Origin of the sequence: Polyangium jinanense (assembly GCF_028435265.1) — a bacterium.
Lineage (GTDB): Bacteria > Myxococcota_A > Polyangia > Polyangiales > Polyangiaceae > Polyangium > Polyangium jinanense.
In genome coordinates this window covers 1-19,590 of sequence record NZ_JAGTJK010000077.1, presented here as the reverse complement: position 1 = coordinate 19,590, position 19,590 = coordinate 1, and the positions used below count along the sequence as shown (strand labels likewise).

Genomic DNA, 19,590 nt, shown 5'->3' with positions numbered 1-19,590 from the left:
AGTGCGCGCCGGCGCCTTCTGGCCTACGCTAGCCGCGCCATGACGCCGATCGAAGAGCTCGCCGTTCTCCTCCGGCCCGCGGGAGGCGGGCTGCACCTGGTCTCGACCGGGCGCGCCGAGCAGCTCGCCCTGCAACGCGCGCTCTATCAGGTCACGAGCGACGAGGCCGTGCAGGAAAAACACCTCGAAGCGCTCGCGCGGATCGGCGCGGCGCGCGTCGTGATCCTCGGTGTGCCCTCGGACGTCGGCGCGGGCTTCCGGCGCGGGGCGAACCTCGGCCCCCAGGCGATCCGCGCGCGCCTGCTCGAAGACCAGCCGGATTTTCCGGTGCGCGCGGCCGAGCTCGGCGTCGTCGACATCGGCGACGTCTTCGTCGTCCCGCAGCTCCTCTCGGACGACATGCTGAGCGAGGCGCAAAAGTCCGCCTCCCGGAAGGCGCTCTACCCGCACGTCCCCGCCGATGTGGCCGAGCGTCTGCCCGTCTCGCCGCTCTCGATCGCCGAGCGCGCGCTCGATCTCGTGTTCCAGTTGAACCCCACCGTAAAACCCTTCGTCATCGGCGGCGATCATTCGACGGCCTGGCCCGTCGCCGCCGCGCTCGCGCGTGTTCGCCCGCCGTCGAAGGAGCGCTGGGGCATCGTGCAGCCCGACGCGCACACCGATCTTTTGCCCGAGCGCCTCGGGATTCGCATGTGCTTCGCGACCTGGTCCTACCACGCGAACGAGCTTTTTGGGCGTGACGGTCGGCTCGTGCAGGTCGGCACGCGGGCCTCGCGGCACGAGCGGGGCCACTGGGAGCAGAGCCTCGGCGTGCGGCAATTCTGGGCGGAGGAGTGCCTTGCCAAACCCGAGGCGACGCTCGACGCGCTCGTCGCGCACCTCAAAGCGGGGGGCGTGACGGGCGTTTATTTCTCGAATGACATCGACGGGACCGACGAGCGATTCGCCGACGCGACGGGCACGCCGGAGCCCGGCGGGCTCGAGCCGGATTTCGTGGTGGAGCTCATCCGGCGGCTCGGCCGCGAGGTGGGGATCGTGGCGGGGGACGTGATGGAAGTCGCGCCCGTGCTCGGCCCGCGCCCCGAGAGCCAGCGGCAGACGGTGGGGCTCGCGGTGCGGTACCTCGACGAGACGCTCCGCGCGATGCTGGGGCGCTGACGCCATTCTCGCGGACCTGTTGACAGCCTTCCGTCGGTGCTGTCTCCTCCCGGAAAGTCGGAGGGTCCATGAGTCAGATCGAGTCTCGTCGAAAAATTGGGTGGAGCGCGTTTCCCGTCGTGGCGGTCCTTGCCATGGGATCTTGGGGCTGCGCCCATCTGCCCAAGACGGGCACCGAGTCCACGGGCGAGCCGCTCAACGTCGAGGTCCGGACCGAGACGCACACGTACGTCACGCAGGCGAAGGTCGGCGAGGTGCAGCACCGCGATTCGTCGGGCCGGCTCGTGGGCACGTCGTCGCTCTACGAGAATCAGGTCGGTTCGTACGATGTCACGCGCTGGCAGGTTTTTCAGGGCGAAACACCCATCGACGATCAGGACTTTTTCAGCATCGCGGGGGACGCGGATGCGGCGGCACGGATCGCCGACTATCGCGCCACCGGCGTGACCATGAACCGGGTCGGGCTCGGGCTCGCGATCGTCGGCGGCGCAGCGATGCTCGCGGGGATCATCCTCGGGTCCACGCTCACGACGAAGGACGAATATGGCACGGAGTCGCGCCCGACGTGGACGACGGCGGCGGCGACGGGCGGCATCCTCGTGGGCCTCGTGGGCGGGGGCATCGCCTGGGCTGGTTACGCGCGGACGAAGCGCGAGCATCCGATCGACGATCCGCAGAAGGCAGCCAACGCCGCGCGCCGGTACAATAAGGAGATCGGCGAGCAGCCCGAGGACGACGACGAAGAAGAGGAAGAGCGCCCGCGTCGCAAGCGTCGCCGGTGATCTAGGGTTTTACCTTCCCCGCGAGATCGAACATCGGCGCGTAGAGCCCGTACATCGAGAGGCCGACCGCGCCGATGGCGAGCGCGATGCCGCCGAGGAAGAGGCCCACCGCCATCCCGCCCCTGCCGCTCTTCCGCACGAACATTCCCGCCACGGCGAGCGCGATCGCGCCGGCCGCTCCGCCGATCGGGGTCACGTGTCCGAGCACGGCGCGCGTCACGAGCGGCAGGGCCGCGCCGCTGCCAAACTCGCCGTACATCTTCGCGAAGGCCGGGAGCACGAGCCGGTCGAGGAGCACGAGGGCCGTCGCGAGCGAGGCGACGACCAGCGCGAGCACGAAGTCCACGGGGTTCAGGCCGACCACGCGGGCTTCTTTAGGTTCTTCCGGGTTCGTCACGTTCGCTTACCGCCTCGGGGCCGGGAGTGTACTTGCGCGGGCCTCGTTGCAAAGCACGGGGCGCGGCGCGTGGATCTCTTCTTGGGCCGCCGCGCCGGGGCGCCGCCCCGGACCCCGCGGGGGCTGTTCGCCCCTCGACCCGAACCAGGGCAAGCCCTGGACTCGGGTTGGAAGAACTGCGCGGTGCGCAGTTCTTCCACAGGCCGGTGGCAAGACCAGGGACAGCGTTGCTGATCAAAAGGGCAGCGCGGCTGTCTTCGTTGGGTCGGCCTGTTCGATGAACTGCGCATCGCGCAGTTCATCGACAAACGGTCCAGCGCTTGCGCTGGTCCGGGTCCCGGGGCGGATAGCCCCGGGTGGGGCCTGGGGCAACGCCCCAGCGAAGCGCCTCCCAGATGAGACCATGCTCAGCGCCTGGGGAAGGTCGGGGGCGTGCTCGTGATGGCCCGAGCGCCCGAAGGCGGGTAAGAATGGACGATGCAAGCCGGCACGGTCGTCGCGCAGCGATTCGTGATCGAGCATCTCGCCGGCGAAGGCGGCATGGGGGAAGTGTACCGAGCCACGGACATCGGCTCGGGGACGCCCGTGGCGCTCAAGGTCCTCCGCTCGGCGGGCGCGCAGACGGAGGAGCGATTCCAGCGGGAGGTCGCCGCGCTCGAGCGCCTCTCGCACCCCGCGATCGTTGCTTGCCTCGGGCACGGTGTGCTCCCCGGAGAGCGGCCATGGCTCGCGATGGAGTGGCTCGAAGGTGAGGACCTCGCGCGGCGCATCACGCGCGGCCCGCTCATGCCCGAGGACGCGCTCACGATCGCGCGCACGGTCGCGGAGGCGCTCGGAGCGGCGCACGCGATCGGCGTCGTTCACCGCGATGTAAAACCCCACAACGTTTTTCTCGTCGATCGGGATCCGGCGCGGGTGAAGGTCATCGATTTTGGCCTCGCGCGGGTCACGGGCACGCAGACGGCCACGCTCACGGGGGCGCTCGTCGGCACGCCCGCGTACATGGCGCCCGAGCAGATCCGCGGCGCGCGTGACGTCGATGGGCGGGCCGATCTCTACGCGCTCGGCGCCTTGCTCTTCGAATGCCTCACGGGGCAAAAGCCGTTCGTCGCGACAGACCACATCCTCGGCGTGATCTCGCAGATCCTCTTCGAGCCCGCGCCGCGCCTCCGCGCGATCGCGCCGTCCATGCCCCCCGAGCTCGACGCGCTCGTGGCGGCTCTCCTGGAGAAGGATCCCGAGCGGAGGCTCTGTCCGGCGAGCGAGGTCGCGACGGCGCTCTCCGCGATCGATCCGAGCCGGTTCGGGCCGCGACCGGTCCTGACCGAGCGGCCGCCTTCGCTCACCGGCGAGGAGCTCAGGCTCGTGTCGGTCGTGCTGCTCGCGGCGGCTCCTTTGCCGAGCACCTCGCCGCTCGACGACACCGTGCTCGAACGGCGTGATCCCGAGCTCGTGCAAGCGGTCACGCGCGTGGCGGCGCCGCTCGGCGGGCGGATCGAGGCGCTCGGGGACGGCACGGTCCTCGTGGCGCTCGCGGGGCGCGGGGCCGCGACGGATCAAGCCACGGCGGCGGCGCGATGCGCGCTCGAGATGCGGGCGCTCGGGGCGGGGCGGCCGCTTGCGCTCACGACGGGGCGCGGGAGCGCGGGCGCGGGATCTCTGTTCTCCGATGCGGCCGCGCGTGCCGGCGCGCTGCTCCGCGTCGCGCCTGCGGATACGGCCGGCATCGTCATCGACGAGACGACACGTGGGCTGCTCGATGCGCGTTTCGCGCTGGAGCGCCTTGGCGATCTGCATGTGCTCGTCGGCGAAGATCCGTCGGGCGAACCTTCGCGGCAGCTCGCGGGCCGGACCACGCCGTTCGTGGGGCGCGAGCGGGAGGTCGGGTACATCGAGCGGCTCTTCGAGGACGTCGTGGGCGAGTCGCGCGCCGCGGCCGCGGTCGTCGTGGGGGAGGCGGGGGCGGGCAAATCGCGGCTCGGGCGCGAGGTCCTCGCGTCGTTTCGGCGCATCGAGACCTCGGTCGAGATCTGGGTGGGGCGCGGCGAGCCGCTGAGCGCGGGCGCGTCGTTTGGCCTCATCGCATCCGCACTCCGCGACGCGGCGAAGATCCGCGACGGAGCACCGGCCGAGGTTCGTCACGACGCGCTGTGTGCCTTCCTCGATGCACGTGTCGCGCCGGGAAACGCAGAGCGCCTCACCACGTTCCTCGGCGAGCTCGTGGAGGCGCCTCGGCCCGGGGCCGACGAAGGCGAGCTTCTCCGCGCGGCGCGCCGGGATCCGATGCTGATGGGGGATCAGATCCGGCTCGCGTTCGAGGATCTCGTGGAGGGCGTCACGACCTCGCGCCCGCTTGTCCTCGTGCTCGAAGACCTGCACTGGGGCGACGGTCCCACCGTCAAACTCCTCGATCGTTTGCTCCGCAACCTTCACGCGTCGCCGCTCTTCGTGCTCGCGCTCGGGCGGCCAGAGACGCTGGAGCTGTTTCCAGGGATCTTCGCCGAGCGCGAGGTGCACCACCTGCGCCTCTCGGGCCTGTCGCGGCGGGCGGCGGCGACGCTCGTGCGGCGGAGCCTCGGCGACGAGGCGCGGGAAGAAGACGTGCAGGTCATCGTGGATCGCGCCGCGGGGCATCCGCTGTTTCTCGAAGAGCTGGCGCGCGCGGCGGTCGAGTCGTCGGGCTCGTCGACGCTGCCGGAGACCGTGCTCGCGATGGTGCAATCGCGCATCGAGCGGTTGCCGTTCGAGGCGCGGCGGATCCTGCGCGCGGCCTCGATCTTCGGCGAGACGTTCTGGCGCGGCGGGGTCACGGCGCTCGTCGGCGACGCGCTCGGCCCCGCGGAGGTCGAGCAATGGATCTCGCTCCTCTGTGATCGGGAGGTCGTAGAGGCGCGGCGCGAGGCGCGTTTCCCGGACGAACGCGAGTACGGCTTCCGCCACGCGCTCTTCCGGGAGGCGGCGTATGCGATGCTCACGCCCGCGGATTGCGAAGTCGGGCACGCGCTCGCGGGCGCCTGGCTCGAAGCCGCGGGCGAGACACGCGCGGCCGTGCTGGCGGAACATTTTGATCAAGGCAGTGATCTCGAGCGCGCCGTCGTCCACCATCATCGCGCAGCGCGGGAAGCGCTCGAAGCCGGCGATTTCGTGGCCGTGAACCGGCACGTGGATCGGGGGATTGCGCGGGGGGCGGCGGGCCGTTTCCTCGGGGAGTGCCTCGCGTTCAAAGCCGAGGCTGCGCACTGGCAGGGCGCGTTCGAGGAGGCCGAGCGGCTCGCCGAGGAGGCGATGCGCGTGCTCGAACCGGCCACGCCGCGCTGGTTCGAGGCCGCCTCGGCGTTCGCGATCGCGGCGGGCAGGCGCCTCGCGCAGGACAAGCTCGCCTCGCTTTGCGGAAACCTCTCGGAGCTCGGCGCGCGTGGCGAGCAGAGCGACGCGTACATCCAGGCGGCCATCCGCGCGGGCCTCCAGGCCTTCATCGCCGGGCAATACGAGGTCTCGCAGGATCTTTTGCGCCGGATCCTGCCCTGCCTCGAAGATCCTTCGGGCCGCGAGCTCGGCACGCAGGCCTTGCTCCAGGTGCTCGCGGCGAGCCGCGCGAGCCGCGCGTGGCGATACGACGCGACGGCTCGGCATTTCCTCGAAGCCGCGGCGATCTTCGAGCGCGCGGGTGATCTGCGGAGCGCCTGCTCGCAGCGCCTCGACGCGTGTTTCTTTTTCATCGACCTCGGCGACGCCGAGCGCGCGTGCGAGCTTTGCCACGAGCTCCTCGCCGCGGCGAACCGGCTCGGTTTGTCGCGGATCCTCTCGGCCGCGCGGGGGAGCCTCGGCGGCGCGCTTTACGTCCTCGGACAGCACGACGAGGCGCTCGTGACGCTCTCCGAGGCCGAGCGGGATCTCGACACGCAGGGGGACATGCGCCTCGGGGGCCTCACGCGGATCAAGCTCGCCCGCTGCTTGCTCGCGCAGGGGGAGCTCGACGCTGCGGCGGCGAAGGCGCTCGAGGCACGCCGCCTGCTCGCGGGCATGCGCCGGTACGACACGATGGCGCTTTCCGTGCTCGCCCTGATCCGGCTCGCGCAGGGCGACGTGCCCGCGGCGCTCGAGCATTCCGAGGCGGCGATGGCGATCCTCGCGTCGATCGGTCGTATGGGCACCGACGAAATCGGCGTGCGGCTCGCGCGCGTGCTCGCGCTCCGCGCGGGGGGCGATTCCGAGCGGATGCGCGTGGAGCTCGCCGCCGCGCGTGAGCGCGTCTCGTGGATGGCTTCGCGCCTCGATACCGAAGAGGCGCGTCAGCGGTTCCTGTCACGCGTGACGGAAAACCGACGCGTGCTCGAGCTTGCCGCGGAAGAAGGGATCACGGGCGGCTGACGCTCAGCCGCAGCCGCCTTCGACCGGAAGCGCGTCGACGTCGAACGGCTCGCTCATCGGGACCCACGGGGCCTGGGCGTCGAACGTGAGCGCGCCGTGTAGCGAGATCGAGCAGGGGAACGTTCCTTCGACCACCAACGTTCCGCCGCCGGAGACGGCGGGCGCGGAGCTCATCGGTTGCGGGGGAAAACCTCCCGGCGTGGCGCAGTCGCTCGCCTGGTTCGTCACGTCCGCATACGAGATGACCCACGGGTCCGTGGCCTCGATTGCGATCGTCGAGGTCGTGCCCATCTCGACGAAGAGACGGAAGCAGACGTTCCGCGTGGGATCGGCCTTGAAGACGATGAACCGCGGGACGTGCGTGAACAGGTTCGACGCGGAGTATTCGACGCCGCTGCCTCCGCCGCCTCCGCCGCCGCTTCCGCCCCCGCCTCCGCCGCCGCCCACGCCACCGCTTCCGCCTTCGCCGCCGCTTCCGCCCATGCCTCCGCTGCCGCCTGCGCCGTCGCTTCCGGTGCCGCTGGCGGCTCCCCCACCACTTCCGTGGTTCGTGTCCTTGATCTCGCCCTCGCATGCGAGCAGGGCGAGCGCGAGGACGGCGTTTGCCGCGATGAACTGCGCGGATCGGAAGGAAGAAAGGCGCATCGTAAGACCTCCGGCTGTCCTTCGCCGATGGTACGCGGCGCACCGAAGAGCGTCACGCGATCGCGATTGAAAAGCTCCCGCGGGGGCCATGGACATTTGGACGCGGCCTCATCTAGATTGCTCTGCTGGCATGTTACGCTTTCGCGCCTTCGCGTGCGCCTTCACGGTGCTCGCCGTTCTCCTCCTCCTCGGCCCGCGTGCCTACGCCGCGGACCTGATCCTCGATGGCAGCGTCGCCGGGCCCGCAGTGTGCCCCGACGGCGGCACGCCCGTGGATCGACTCTGCCAGGTCAACGCGACCCCCGCGCAGAACGTCGCCTGTCGTTACGGCGGTGAAAAGACGTTCGGCGTCGTGTCCTTGACCAAGGGCGCCCTCGTCTGCGTCACGCCCTACGACGGGACGAACAAGACCACCACCGGCAACCTCGTCCTCAAAGCCAACCAGATCACCATCGACGCGACCTCGCGGATCATCGCGAAGGGCACGGGTTATCGAGGCTTGCTCTGCAACGACGGCGAGGGACCCGCGATGTCGCCCCTCGCCGGCGGACGCGGCGGCTGCTCGGTGCTCGATTCCGGCGGCGGCGGCGCGCATTTCGGGCAGGGCGGGCGCGGCACGAAGGACTGCCAGATCATGGGATCCGCGACGGCGTGCGAGTTCCCGCAGGAGTGGGAGGAGGACTGCGGAAACCTCGCGGCAAACGGTAGCTCCTGCGTCGCGGCGAACGATCCGAACAAGGCCGTCTGTTACGGCACGACGAACAGCGCGAACGGCGCGGGCGACGGGTTCCCCACGGTCGCGGGCCTGCCGTACCGGCACAGCATCTACGAGGTCGAGTTCGGCGCGGCCGGCGGGGACAAGGGGTGTCGCGACGGCTACGAGGCGGGGCTGCGCGCAGGGCGCGGCGGCGGGCGGATCGTGCTCTTCGCGGCGACGGCGGCCCAGAACGGCGTGATCGACATCGCCGGCGGGATCAGCGCCGACGGGCATCGCGGCTGCGCCGTTGGCAACGACTCGGCGGGCGGCGGCGCGGGCGGATCGATCCTGATCATCGGCGACCAGGTGAACGTGCAGAGCAGCGCGCGCATCAGCGCCCACGGCGGCCGCGGCGGCGACTCGCAGCCGAAATGCCTGCCTTGCACGGTGAACGCCGACTGCGGCGCCGGACAAACCTGCCAGGCGGGCCGCTGCAGTCCCTGCAACTGCACGCCTTGCACCTCGAACGCGCAATGCAACACGCTCCTCGGGCAGACGTGCAAGAACCTCGGCGGCGATCTCGGCATGGTCTGCGCCAACGCGTCGAACCAGTGCACGCCGATCGACCCGATCGACAACGAGGTCGAGTGCCGCGCGACGCAGAACAACGGCACCTGCGACGATTGCGCGGGCGGCGGCGGCGGAGGCATCATCAACGTGCAGTCGCGCCTCGGCACCATCCACCCGCAGGCGATCTTCGACGTGCGCGGCGCCAACGGCGGCATCTGCCCGATCTGCGCCGGCGAGGCGGGCGGCGGCGCGGGCGAGCTCCAGATCGACAGCGCCTACGTCGGCGAGATCTGCGACGGCTGGGACAACGATTTCGACGGCATGGTCGACGAGGACCTCGGCGTGATCCCCTGCCCGGACGGGTCGATGGTCCAGGCGTGCGTCGGCGGCGTCCCGCAGATCTGCGACTACGACCCCGCGCAGTGCCTCGTGCCGGCGTCGGATGCGCGCCCGCGCTTCGCGCTCGTGCTCGACACGTCGGGTTCGATGCTGAACGACCTCGCGGGCAACCCCACGTTCGGCGACGGCTCAGTGGATTTTCCGGGCGTCGACACGGGCAGTGATCCCGACACGACGGCGGGTAACAATTCGCGCCTGTTCATCGCGAAGCAGGCGCTCACGCAGGTGCTCAGCGCCTTCCCGGAGAGCGATTATGCGCTCGCCCGGTATTACCAGGACGTCGGCGTGAACCGGAGCTGCCAGTCGGCGGCGAACTTCGAGTGCGCGCAGAGCTGCTGCTCGTACGACGATCCCTCGGACAACCTCCCGCCGCCGTACCCCTCGGTGTACCCGGACAACCAGTGCGTCCTCTCGCAGCTCTATCCGGGCGCGGGGTACCCGAACAATGCGACGTTCACGGGCAACATCCCGATCGGCTGGCCGCAAGAGGCGATGGAGATGACCCCGACCTCGGACTGCATCAACTACGCCGGATCCTGCGGTCCTCCGCGGCGCGGCGCGCAGTTCCTCGTCGGGTTCAACCAGCCCGTCGGCCGGTATTTGAAATGGCTCGACGGCGTCGAGGACGCGGACGCGATGTTCGACGCGACCACCCTGGAAGGCAACCACTGCTCCATGGGCAACTGCGAGGTGCGCGGCTCGGGTCCGACGCCGCTCGCCGGCGCGCTCCAGGCGACGCACGATTACCTCACGCCCGTCGTCACCTGCGACAGCGCCGCGGCGTGCCGCTCGTATGCCGCGATTCTGCTCACGGACGGCGCCGAGAGCTGCCAGGGCAACCCCCAGGCCGCCGCGGCGGCGCTGCTCGCGGGCATCAACGGAAAGCCCGTCCCGACCTACGTGATCGGCTTCTCCGTGCTCCCGAGCGAGCAGACGCAGCTCAACCAGATCGCGGCCGCCGGCGGCACGGGCCAGGCGTTTTTCGTGTCGTCGAAGAGCGAGCTCGCGAACGCGCTCGCGCAGATCATCGGGCAGAACCAGAAGTTCGAGCTCTGCAACGGCCTCGACGACGATTGCGACAACCTCATCGACGAGGATTTCCCCGAGAAGGGTCAGCCCTGCACGGACGGCGAGATCGGCGCCTGTCTCGGCGTCGGCACCTACGTCTGCAAGGCCGACGGCTCGGGCACCGAGTGCGGCATCACGGATCCGGGCGCAATGCCCACGGCCGAGGTCTGCAACAGCATGGACGACGATTGTGACGGCCTCGTCGACGAGGACGCCGCGGGCCTGCCGCTCGATTGCCCGAGCTGCATCCCGTCGCCCGAGGTCTGCGACGGCGTCGACAACGACTGCGATTTCAACATCGACGAGGAGCCGGACGTCTCGACGAACCAGCCGACGATCTTCGGCGTTCCCTGCGGCGAGCTCATGGCGCCGAATGACCAGAGCCCTTGCCAGCTCGGCACCATGCTCTGCATCAACGCCATGCCCGTGTGCGTGGGCTTCGTCGGTCCGAAGGAAGAGCTCTGCAACGGGCTCGACGAGGACTGCGACGGCGTGGGCGACAACATGGCGCCCTGCCCCGGCGACAGCAAATGCATCGAGGCGCAATGCGCGATCCCCTGCACGGGCGGTGAATTCCCGTGCCCGCCGGGCCTGTCGTGCAACGACGACGGGTATTGCCTCAAGGCGACGTGCGATGATGTGAACTGCAACCCGGGCCAAGTCTGCGTGGACGGCATCTGCGTGGACGCGCCCGACGGCGGCATGGGTGGCGCGGGCGGCGCAGGCGGCGACGGTGGAAATGGCGGCGATGGCGGCGTCGGCGGGGGTTCCACGACCACCACCACGGGCAGCGCCGGCGCGTCGAACGACGACGCGTACGGATTGGCCACGGGCGGCGGCGGTTGCACCTGCGGCGTCGTGGCCGACGAGCGGCAGAACCCGGCCGTGATCGCGGGGCTCGTCGCCCTCGCATGCATGGGCCTCGGTCGTCGCCGCGGCGCGCGCGCGTCGCGCAAGGAGGCGGCATGAACACGGGACGAACGATGCGGCTCGGGGTCTTCGCGGCCTTGCTGCCGGGGATGTTCGCCGTCCTGCTCGGGAGCGGCTGCGTGGACGACGCATTTTGCTTCTCCTGCGGCACGGAGCCCTCGGGCAGCGGCGCCTCCGGCGGCATGGGCGGCGTGGGCGGCGAGGGCGGCGAAGGTGGAATCGGGTTCGGCGGTTTTTCGCAGGTCGGCGGCGGCCCGCCCTGCGATGCCGACCTCCTGAACGACGTCGACAACTGCGGCGCGTGCGGCAACAAATGCCTCCTGCCGAGCGCGTTCCCGCGCTGCGAGCAGGGCGTCTGCGTCGTCGACACCTGCGTCGCCGGCTCGTACGACGTCGATGGGGACCCGAAAAACGGCTGCGAGTACGCCTGCCCGGTGCCGGTGCTCGGCCCCGAGCAATGCAACGGCATCGACGACGATTGCGACGGCAAGGTCGATTCGGCCGATCCGGATCTCGCCGCGCCCTCGAACCTCTGCACCGTGACGGCCGGGACACCCTGCGAGGGGACGATGGTCGTCTGCAACGGCGCAGCGGGCTGGTCGTGTGTGTATCCGCCCGAGGTCGAGGTCGTCTCCGGCTTCGTGCGCATCACGGAGACCCGCTGCGACGGCGTCGACGGCAACTGCGACGGCAGCGTCGACGAGTGGTTCCAGGAGCTCGGCTCGGCCTGCGACGACGGCGGACTCGGCAAGTGCGTCGACGTCGGCGTGGTCGTCTGCGATCCGCAGAACCCGGCCACGACGACCTGCGATCTCTCGGTCCTGCCCAACGCGTCGCCGCCGACGGCCGAGCTCTGCAACGGCGTCGACGACGATTGCGACGGGTTCGTCGACGAAGAGCTCGATCCCTCGGCCTTCGACATGGATCCGATTCCCGGATCGAACCCGCCCGCCTTCGTGGATCGTTACGAGGCCTCGCGGCCCGACGCGAGCATGCAGGCGGCCGGCATCCTCGAATCCGTGGCGTGCAGCAAGTCCTCGGTGTTGCCCTGGACGGGCGGCTCGTTCGCCGAGGCCGAGGCCGCATGCGCGGCGCGCGGGCCGGGCTTCCGCCTGTGCTCCGCCGCCGAGCTCGAAGCGGCCTGCCGCGGTCCCGCGAGCATGTTGTATCCGTACGGCGCGACGTACAACGCGATGGCTTGCCTCGGCGTGGACAACCCCGCGGCCATGGGCGCGGCCGTCCCGACGGGGAGCCTCGCGGCGTGTGTTTCGGGCGCCGGACCGCGGGATCTCTCGGGCAACGTGACCGAATGGACGCGCACCCAGACGAACGTCGCGGCCGCGCCGAACCGCATCTTCCAGCTTCACGGCGGTTCGTACATTTCTCCGGCGCTCGGCCTCGCCTGCACCATGGAGCTTCCGGCCCGCGCGGCCGAGGGCACACTCCTTCCGAACATCGGCTTCCGCTGCTGCCGGCAATAGTTTTTCCACGGGAAGCGGGGTAGAGTCGCCGCGTGACGCCTCTGCCCCCCATCCCCACCGCGCACCTCTTCCGCGACGTCTCCGCGGCCCTCCACGACCTGCTCGGTTCGCTCGGTTCAGACGACTGGAACAAGCCGACGGTCCACGCGACGCGGGACGTGAAGGACCTCGCGGCGCACCTGCTCGATGGCTCTCTCCGGCGCCTCTCGTTCCAGCGGGACGGGCACGTCATCCCGGCGCCCGAGATCCGCTCGTTCGAGGCGATGGTGGAGTTCATCCAGCGGCTCAACACCGAGTGGATGGTGGCGGCGCGCAGGCTCTCGCCGCGCATGCTCGTGGACATGCTCCGCCGCGCCGACGAGGAGGTCGCCGTGCTCTTCGAGGGTCTCGATCCCGAGGGCCCGGCGATCTTCAGCGTGGCATGGGCGGGCGAGGAGTGGTCGCAGAACTGGTTCGACGTGGCCCGCGAGTACACGGAGAAATGGCATCACCAGCAGCAGATCCGCGACGCCGTGGGCAAGCCCGCCCTGAAGGAGCGGCGCTACATGCACCCGGTGATCGACGCCTTCCTGCGGGGCGCCCCGCACGCCTATCGTGATGTCCCGGCTGCGGACGGTGCGGGGGTCGATATCGTGATCACGGGCGAAGCGGGCGGCACGTGGCAGCTCGTGCGCGCCGCGGACCGGTGGGAGCTCGTGACCGCGCGGGAGACGCCGGCGCAGACGACGGTGGAGCTCGACGCGGACGACGCGTGGCGGCTCTGGACGAAGGGCAAGGACCCCACGAAGGCGCGGGCCGAGGCCGTCGTGCGCGGCGACGAGGCGCTCGCGGCGCCGATTTTCCGCATGGTCACGATCATGGCGTAGTGAAGCCGCCTCGCTGGGGCTCTGCCCCAGCCCCCGCGGGGGCTGTCCGCCCCTCGACCCGGACCAGCGCAAGCGCTGGACCGTTTGTCGATGAACTGCGCGATGCGCAGTTCATCGAACAGGCCGAATCAAGACTCGTAGCGACCCTGCCAACCGAGACAGCCGCGCTGCCCATTCGACTGGCAACGCTGTCTCTAATCTTGCCACCCGGCCTGTTGGAAGAACTGCGCGTTGCGCAGTTCTTCCACCCCGAGTCCAGGGCTTGCCCTGGTTCGGGTCGAGGGGCGAACAGCCCCCGCGGGGCCCGGGGCAGAGCCCCGGCGCAGCGGCCCCCAGATGAGGCCCAGCCGTGCATCCGAAGCACACTCGTAGTAAGGCGTCGCCATGCACGTCGCCATCACGGGTGCGTCCGTCGGCATCGGGGAGGCCTTGGCGCGCGCGTTCGCCGCGAAGGGCGCGGTCCTCTCGCTCGTCGCGCGGCGCAAGGATCGGCTCGACGCCATCGCGCGCGAGCTCTCGGGCCGGGCCTTCCTCCACCAGGCCGACCTGTCCCTGCCAGAGCGCGCGACGGACTGGATCGCGCCAGCCGAGAAGGAGCTCGGTCCCATCGACGTGCTCGTGAACAACGCGGGCGTGCAGAACATCGAGCCGACAGAGCTCGCCGCCGTCGACGCAGGCGAGATGCTCCTGCGCCTGAACGTCCTCACGCCGCTGCGCCTCACGCGCGCAGTCTTGCCGGGCATGATCGCGCGGCGCAACGGGGCGATCGTCGACATCGCCTCGATGGCGGCGATCACGCCCATGCCGGGCATGTATTATTACAATGCCTCGAAGGGCGCGCTGGCGAATGCCTCGGAGGGCCTGCGGGGCGAGCTGCGCGGCACGGGCGTGCACGTGGTCACGGTGTATCCGGGGCCGGTCGACACGGACATGGGGCGCAAGGGCTACGAGAAGTACGAGCCCACGCTCACGTCGAAGCTCTCGCCCGTCGGAACGGCAGACGAGCTCGCGCGGCTCGTGGTGCGGGCCGTCGAGCGGAAGAAGGCCCGAATCGTGTACCCGCGCTCGTACGGCGTGGCACTCTGGTTCCCGCGGATCGCGCGGTGGGTGACGTCGCGGTTCTCGCCGCCGATCAAGCAGTTGCAAGGCTGAACCGCCGCGCTGGGGCGTTGCCCCAGGCCCCACCAGGGGCTGTCCGCCCCTGGACCTGGACCAGCCAGGGGCTGGACCCAGGACGATGAACTGCGCGGTGCGCAGTTCATCGCACAGGCCCGGTCAAGACCGGCGAGCAAGTTGCCAACCGAGACAGCAGTGCTGACGTCTCGACGGGCGTGGCACCGTTGGAAGAACTGCGCACCGCGCAGTTCTTCCACCAAAGGTCCAGCGCTTGCGCTGGTCCGGGTCCAGGGGCGGACAGCCCCTGGTCGGGCCCGGGGTGAAACCCCGGCGAGGCGCTTCCTCTTAGAAAAACCCGCCTTCGAGCATCGAGGCGAGCAGCTCCTCGTCCTCGGGGGATTTTTCTGTGCGGGGTTCGGTCGTGGGGGCGTCCTTCGCTGAGGACGTGGCCGCGGGGGGAGCGGGCGGGGGCTCCCGGAAGTTTGGGCAGCCCCGCGTCGCGCACTCCACCGTCAAGACCCCCACGTAGGTCGCTCGCGCGCCGCAGCGGGGGCAGACGGTCATCCCTTCACCTCGTACTCGCTCTGCAGAAGCTTCGCGATCGTGGCGAGCTGCATGTTCGACGTACCCTCGTAGATCTTCCCGATCTTTGCGTCGCGGTAGAACTTCTCTGCGGGGTACTCCTTCGTGAAGCCCACGCCGCCGAAGAACTCCACGCAGAGCGATGCCGTGCGCTCGGCGACCTCCGATGCGAACAGCTTTGCCATCGCTGCTTCCTTCACGAACGGCAGCCCTGCGTCCTTCAGCCGCGCGGCGTTGTAGACCATGAGACGTGCGGCCTCGATCTCCGTCGCGACGCGGGCGTACTGGAACTGCATCCCCTGGAAGCTTGCGATCGACTGACCGAACTGCTTGCGCTCGCCCATGTACCGCATCGCTTGATCGAACGCGCCTTGCGACAGCCCGATCATCTGCGCGCCGATGCCGATGCGGCCCTCGTTCAGCGTCTCGATCGCGATCTTGTAGCCCTTGCCCACCTCGCCGAGCACGTTCTCTGCGGGCACCTCGCAGTCTTCGAGGATGAGCTCGCACGTGCTCGACGCGCGGATGCCGAGCTTGTTCTCCTTCTTGCCCACGGAGAAGCCGGGGAAGCTGCGCTCCACGAGGAACGCCGTGATGCCGCGGTAGCCCTTGCTGGGGTCCACGTTCGCGAGCACCAGGAAGAGCGAGCTCTCGTTCGCGTTCGTGATCCAGAGCTTGCGACCGTTCAGCACCCAGCGACCGTCCTTCTGCGTCGCGCGGGCCTGGAGGGCGAACGCATCGGAGCCGCTGCCGGCTTCGCTCAGCGCGTACGAGCCCACCCAGTCCTTGCAGAGACGGGGCAGGTACTTCTCCTTCTGGGCGTCGTTTGCCCAGCGGAGGAGCGCGTTCGCGACGAGCGTGTTTTGCACGTCCACGAGCACGCTCACGCTCGGGTCGACGACGGCGAGCGCCTCGACGGCGAGGATCGCGTTGAAGAAGCTTGAACCGGCTCCGCCGTAGTTCTCGGGGATCTCGACGCCCATCAGGCCGAGCTCGAAGAGGGGCGGCAGGAGCGCGGGGTCGAGCGCGCCTTTCTCGTCCATCTCGCTGACGAGCGGCGCGACGCGCTTCTTCGCGAAATCGAGCACCGAGTCGCGGAAGAGCTTCTCTTCCTCGGACAGGTGCGTGAGCGGGGGATGCGACACGTGTGATCTCCTTGGGTAGCCCCAGGCGTCGTAGGGGGGTTCGGGGGCGCGGATTATGGGGGGGCGCGAGCGGGGACGTCAACCGAGCCGACGGGGCGGCGCGTCTACCATTGCCAGCGCAATCGAACCATCGTCCCTGGGGCGAAATGGAAGGCCTTCTTGCCGTCGAGGGGGGCGTCCTTCTCGTCGTGCACGGTGACCTCGAGGTTCTTGCCCTGGGCCCAGGTCTCGCCGACCTCGCCTTCGGCGACGAGCAGCCAGTCGCTCTCGGCGCCGTCCTTGCCGACGACGCGGAAAACCTCGGCCTTGTTGCCCTTCTGCGGGACGGTTTGGCTTGTCGCCACGAGCGGCTCGATGAGCAACTTCTTGCCCGCCTTCGACTTGACTTTGCCGTGAATCTCCGCCTGGTGAACGACGACCTCGGTCGTGTACTTGCCGACCGGCGGCTCGACGTTCGTGGCCGTCGTCGGCGCGGCCGTGGGCGTGGGCTTGGGCGGCGTGGCGGCGGTCGCCACGGGCGGCGTGGCCTTGGCTTGCGGCTGCGACGGGGGCGCGGGAGGGGGCGTTTGCCCACCTCCGCAGGCCGCGACGCCGAGCGCGAGCCCGAGGGAGATCATCATCGAAAATGTCCACTTGATCGGTCGCATCTTCTTCCTCCCTCGTCTCTCTCGGCCGGGTGCCAGCGTCCTTGGTACAGCAAGTCGGGCGGGCCCCGCTAGCAGGATTTTGGCCTTGTCTGGGTGACGTTACGGAGGGTGGTAGGTGCGTCGATCAGAGTCGATTCGTTGACGATCGAGGCGCCGCGGCTCGATCGCGCTGGGGCCGTGATAAGAAGGCGATTCCATGCGCCGCCTCCGCCCTGCCTCGCTGTTCGTCTTCGCTGCACTCGCCTGCTTCGGCTGCGCGGAGAGCGCCTCGAATCCGAAGACTTCGCCCAGCGCGGAAAGGGCGCCCGTGGCCGCAGCCGCTCCCGCGCCGCCGCCCGATTCTCGCCGCGCCTACGTCGTCGCGGCCATGGGCGATTCCCTCACGGATGCCCGCTCCCACGGCGGCAAGTTCCTCGATTACCTGCGCGCACATTGCCCCGAGAGCCGATTCGACAATTACGGCGTCGGCGGACAGATGGTGAACCAGATGCACCGCCGTTTCGCGCGGGACGTGCTCGGCGAGCCTCCGCCTTCGGACAAACCGGCCTACACGCATGTCATCGTCTTCGGCGGCGTGAACGATCTCTACAGCGACGAGACGGCCTTCCGCACGCCCAAGCTCATCCAGGCCGACCTCGCCGGCATGTATGCCCTCGCGAAGGGACGCAAGATGCAGGTCGTCGCGCTGACCGTCGCGCCCTGGGGTGGTTTTTCCAAATACTGGAACGACAAGCGCGCGGCGGCCACGGCGCAGGTGAACGATTGGATCCGGGCGCGCAAGGCCGCGGGCGAGGTCGATCACGTGGTCGACGCGTTCGCGCTACTCTCGTGCGGCAATCTGAACCTGCTTTGCCCCGACTATGCCGCGCCCTTCAAGGACGGGCTGCATTTCGGGCCGAAGGGGCACGAGAAGCTCGGCGAGGTGCTCCTGCGCGAGGTGTTCACGGATTGCCGTTAGTGCCCGCAAAGCGATCGGTCGCCTCGAGGTGAAGACGACTCATCTCCGCGTCGCCCGTATGCCCGCCGGGCACGAAGTGAAGCTCTGCGCCTGGCCATGCTTGGGCGAGCTGAAAGGCAACGTCCGCCGGCCCGGCAAGGTCGAGCCGGCCGTGGAGGAGGACGCCCGGAATCCCTGCCAGCCGTGATGCATTTCGGACGAGCTCATCCTCCTCGAGCCACGCGGCATGTGAAAAGTAGTGCGTCACCAGGCGGGCGAAGGCGATCATGTACCGTTCGTCGGCCCAGCGTGGATGGGGCGAGACGTACCCCTCTTCGAGCGACAGCAACGCATCCTCCCAGGCGACCCAATCGCGGGCTGCCTTCCGCCGGACTGCCGGGTCCGGGTGCTCGTTCAGGAGCCTGTCGTAGGCCGCGACCAGGTCGCCATCGCGATCGGCCTCCGGAACGCCGGCCCGGAAGCGGGCCCATTCCTCTGGAAAGTATCGCCCGACATCGTGGCTGAACCACCGGACGTCGGCCCGGCGGGTCAGCGCGATCGAGAGAAGAATCATCTCGGAGACCCGCTCGGGATAACGCTCGGCATAGGCGAGCCCGAGCGTGACGCCCCACGATGCGCCCCAGACGAGCCAGCGCTCGATCCCGAGGTGCTCGCGGAGCCGCTCGATGTCCGCGATCAGGTGGTGGGTCGTGTTCGCCGATAGGTCGGTCGAGAAATCGCCGGCGTGGGGCGTGCTCCGGCCGCAGCCCCGCTGGTCGAACTGGACGAGCCGGTAGCGGTCGGGATCGAACCAGCGACGCCGGCCCGGACTGCTGCCTCCCCCCGGCCCGCCATGGAGGGCGACCGCGGCCTTCCCGTTCGGGTTGCCAGAAATTTCCCAATGGATCGACTGGCCATCGCCGACGTCGAGCATGCCGGATTCGTAGGGCTCGCGAGGCGGGTACGGTTCGCGCATGTTGCGCCTCCCTGGGGATTCGGATCGTGGTTCGAATGCAGTACCATGGTTCGTCGACGCCGGGGGGGTCGAGGACGGCGCTCCCCGTGAAAGCCGGAGTTCCTGGCGAAATTCGCACCCTGGCCCTCGTCACGAGAGGGGCGGGTGTGCGAAGCTCGGCGCTCACGGATCATGGCGGACGTCGAACGAGCACGCATCCTGGAGATCGGCCCCCTTCGCGCGCATTTCGAGCCCCCCGATCTCGTCTGCGTACGCTGGGACGGCGCGCCGACCCTGGAGGCGTTCGATGCGCTTTACACGCAGGCGGAGCGGTGGATGCCCGACGGGAGGCGCTACTTCGTGATCGCCGACACGGCGAGGTTCGAGACGCCGGCGGCCCGCGTGCGCAAGGTGGTGGCCATGGATCCGCGGACCCGACGAATCGCGGGGGTCGCCCTCCTCGGTGCGAGCTTCCAGATGCGCGTGGTGATGGGGCTGTTCTTGAAGGCCTTGGCGCTCTTCAACGGGGAACACAGTTTCCAGGCGACGTTCGGTGCGGACGACGGCGAGGCCCGCGCCTGGGTGGAAGCCGCGCGCGCCCGGGAGGCGCGCCGGTCGAAAGCCGGGCCCGAATCCTGACCGACTCCGCGAGGACACGCTTTGGGGGATTCGATCGTGGTTCGTGTGGCCTTAGGTTCCTGTGCGCCGAAGGAGGCGCATGCGGGCAGGGGACATCATCGACGATCGATTCGTGATCGAGCGGGTCGCCGGCTCGGGGGGAATGGGCTCGGTCTTCCGGGCGCACGATCGCCTTTCCGGCGAGCTGGTGGCCGTCAAGGTGCTC

The 19,590-nt window shown here is 69.6% G+C and carries 15 protein-coding genes; 9 read left to right on the top strand and 6 right to left on the bottom strand.

Annotated features, from left to right (window positions below; all coding sequences use genetic code 11):
- Positions 1-39 precede the first annotated feature (39 nt).
- Positions 40-1,158, top strand: a complete 1,119-nt coding sequence (locus tag KEG38_RS50520) for an arginase family protein (protein WP_272428102.1) — start codon at positions 40-42, stop codon at positions 1,156-1,158.
- 134 nt (positions 1,159-1,292) lie between these two features.
- Positions 1,293-1,940, top strand: a complete 648-nt coding sequence (locus KEG38_RS50515; protein ID WP_272428101.1) for a hypothetical protein — start codon at positions 1,293-1,295, stop codon at positions 1,938-1,940.
- A gap of 1 nt (position 1,941) precedes the next feature.
- Here KEG38_RS50515 and KEG38_RS50510 read toward each other — a convergent pair whose 3' ends face one another.
- Positions 1,942-2,337 (bottom strand): hypothetical protein, encoded by a 396-nt coding sequence (locus KEG38_RS50510; protein WP_272428100.1) that lies wholly within the window; start codon positions 2,335-2,337, stop codon positions 1,942-1,944.
- 477 nt (positions 2,338-2,814) lie between these two features.
- Here KEG38_RS50510 and KEG38_RS50505 point away from each other — a divergent pair, with 477 nt between their 5' ends.
- A complete protein-coding gene (locus KEG38_RS50505; protein WP_272428099.1) occupies positions 2,815-6,708 on the top strand; it encodes a serine/threonine-protein kinase in 3,894 nt (1,297 codons plus the stop codon).
- A 3-nt stretch (positions 6,709-6,711) separates the two neighbouring features.
- Here KEG38_RS50505 and KEG38_RS50500 read toward each other — a convergent pair whose 3' ends face one another.
- A complete protein-coding gene (locus tag KEG38_RS50500; protein ID WP_272428098.1) occupies positions 6,712-7,353 on the bottom strand; it encodes a hypothetical protein in 642 nt (213 codons plus the stop codon).
- Positions 7,354-7,483: 130 nt separating this feature from the next.
- On the opposite strand from KEG38_RS50500, the gene KEG38_RS50495 reads away from it, so the two are divergent.
- The 4 genes from KEG38_RS50495 to KEG38_RS50480 all read left to right on the top strand — a co-directional run bounded on the left by KEG38_RS50495 (position 7,484) and on the right by KEG38_RS50480 (position 14,516).
- On the top strand, positions 7,484-11,056 hold the full coding sequence (locus KEG38_RS50495; protein ID WP_272428097.1) for a MopE-related protein: 3,573 nt from the start codon (positions 7,484-7,486) through the stop codon (positions 11,054-11,056).
- Positions 11,053-12,498, top strand: a complete 1,446-nt coding sequence (locus tag KEG38_RS50490; protein ID WP_272428095.1) for an SUMF1/EgtB/PvdO family nonheme iron enzyme — start codon at positions 11,053-11,055, stop codon at positions 12,496-12,498. The genes KEG38_RS50495 and KEG38_RS50490 overlap by 4 nt, the downstream gene beginning before the upstream one ends.
- A gap of 32 nt (positions 12,499-12,530) precedes the next feature.
- Positions 12,531-13,364 (top strand): maleylpyruvate isomerase N-terminal domain-containing protein, encoded by an 834-nt coding sequence (locus KEG38_RS50485; protein ID WP_272428094.1) that lies wholly within the window; start codon positions 12,531-12,533, stop codon positions 13,362-13,364.
- Between the two features lie 384 nt (positions 13,365-13,748).
- Entirely contained in the window at positions 13,749-14,516 is a 768-nt protein-coding gene (locus KEG38_RS50480) for an SDR family NAD(P)-dependent oxidoreductase (RefSeq protein ID WP_272428093.1), read from the top strand.
- Between the two features lie 309 nt (positions 14,517-14,825).
- Here the strand turns inward: KEG38_RS50480 and KEG38_RS50475 are convergent, their stop codons facing one another.
- The 3 genes from KEG38_RS50475 to KEG38_RS50465 form a co-directional block, all read right to left on the bottom strand.
- Complete coding sequence (locus KEG38_RS50475) at positions 14,826-15,044, bottom strand: hypothetical protein (RefSeq protein ID WP_272428092.1); 219 nt, start codon at positions 15,042-15,044, stop codon at positions 14,826-14,828.
- On the bottom strand, positions 15,041-16,207 hold the full coding sequence (locus KEG38_RS50470; RefSeq protein ID WP_272428091.1) for an acyl-CoA dehydrogenase: 1,167 nt from the start codon (positions 16,205-16,207) through the stop codon (positions 15,041-15,043). The genes KEG38_RS50475 and KEG38_RS50470 overlap by 4 nt, the downstream gene beginning before the upstream one ends.
- A 104-nt stretch (positions 16,208-16,311) precedes the next feature.
- The gene (locus KEG38_RS50465) at positions 16,312-16,854 is read right to left on the bottom strand and encodes a hypothetical protein (RefSeq protein WP_272428090.1); all 543 of its coding nucleotides are present in this window, start codon (positions 16,852-16,854) and stop codon (positions 16,312-16,314) included.
- Between the two features lie 196 nt (positions 16,855-17,050).
- On the opposite strand from KEG38_RS50465, the gene KEG38_RS50460 reads away from it, so the two are divergent.
- Positions 17,051-17,812 (top strand): SGNH/GDSL hydrolase family protein, encoded by a 762-nt coding sequence (locus KEG38_RS50460; protein WP_272428089.1) that lies wholly within the window; start codon positions 17,051-17,053, stop codon positions 17,810-17,812.
- On the opposite strand, the gene pip is transcribed toward KEG38_RS50460, so the two are convergent.
- A complete protein-coding gene (gene pip / locus KEG38_RS50455; RefSeq protein WP_272428088.1) occupies positions 17,796-18,767 on the bottom strand; it encodes a prolyl aminopeptidase in 972 nt (323 codons plus the stop codon). The two genes, KEG38_RS50460 and pip, sit on opposite strands and share 17 nt — an antisense overlap.
- 171 nt (positions 18,768-18,938) lie before the next feature.
- On the opposite strand from pip, the gene KEG38_RS50450 reads away from it, so the two are divergent.
- Complete coding sequence (locus KEG38_RS50450) at positions 18,939-19,385, top strand: hypothetical protein (protein ID WP_272428087.1); 447 nt, start codon at positions 18,939-18,941, stop codon at positions 19,383-19,385.
- The last annotated feature ends 205 nt before the right edge of the window (positions 19,386-19,590 follow it).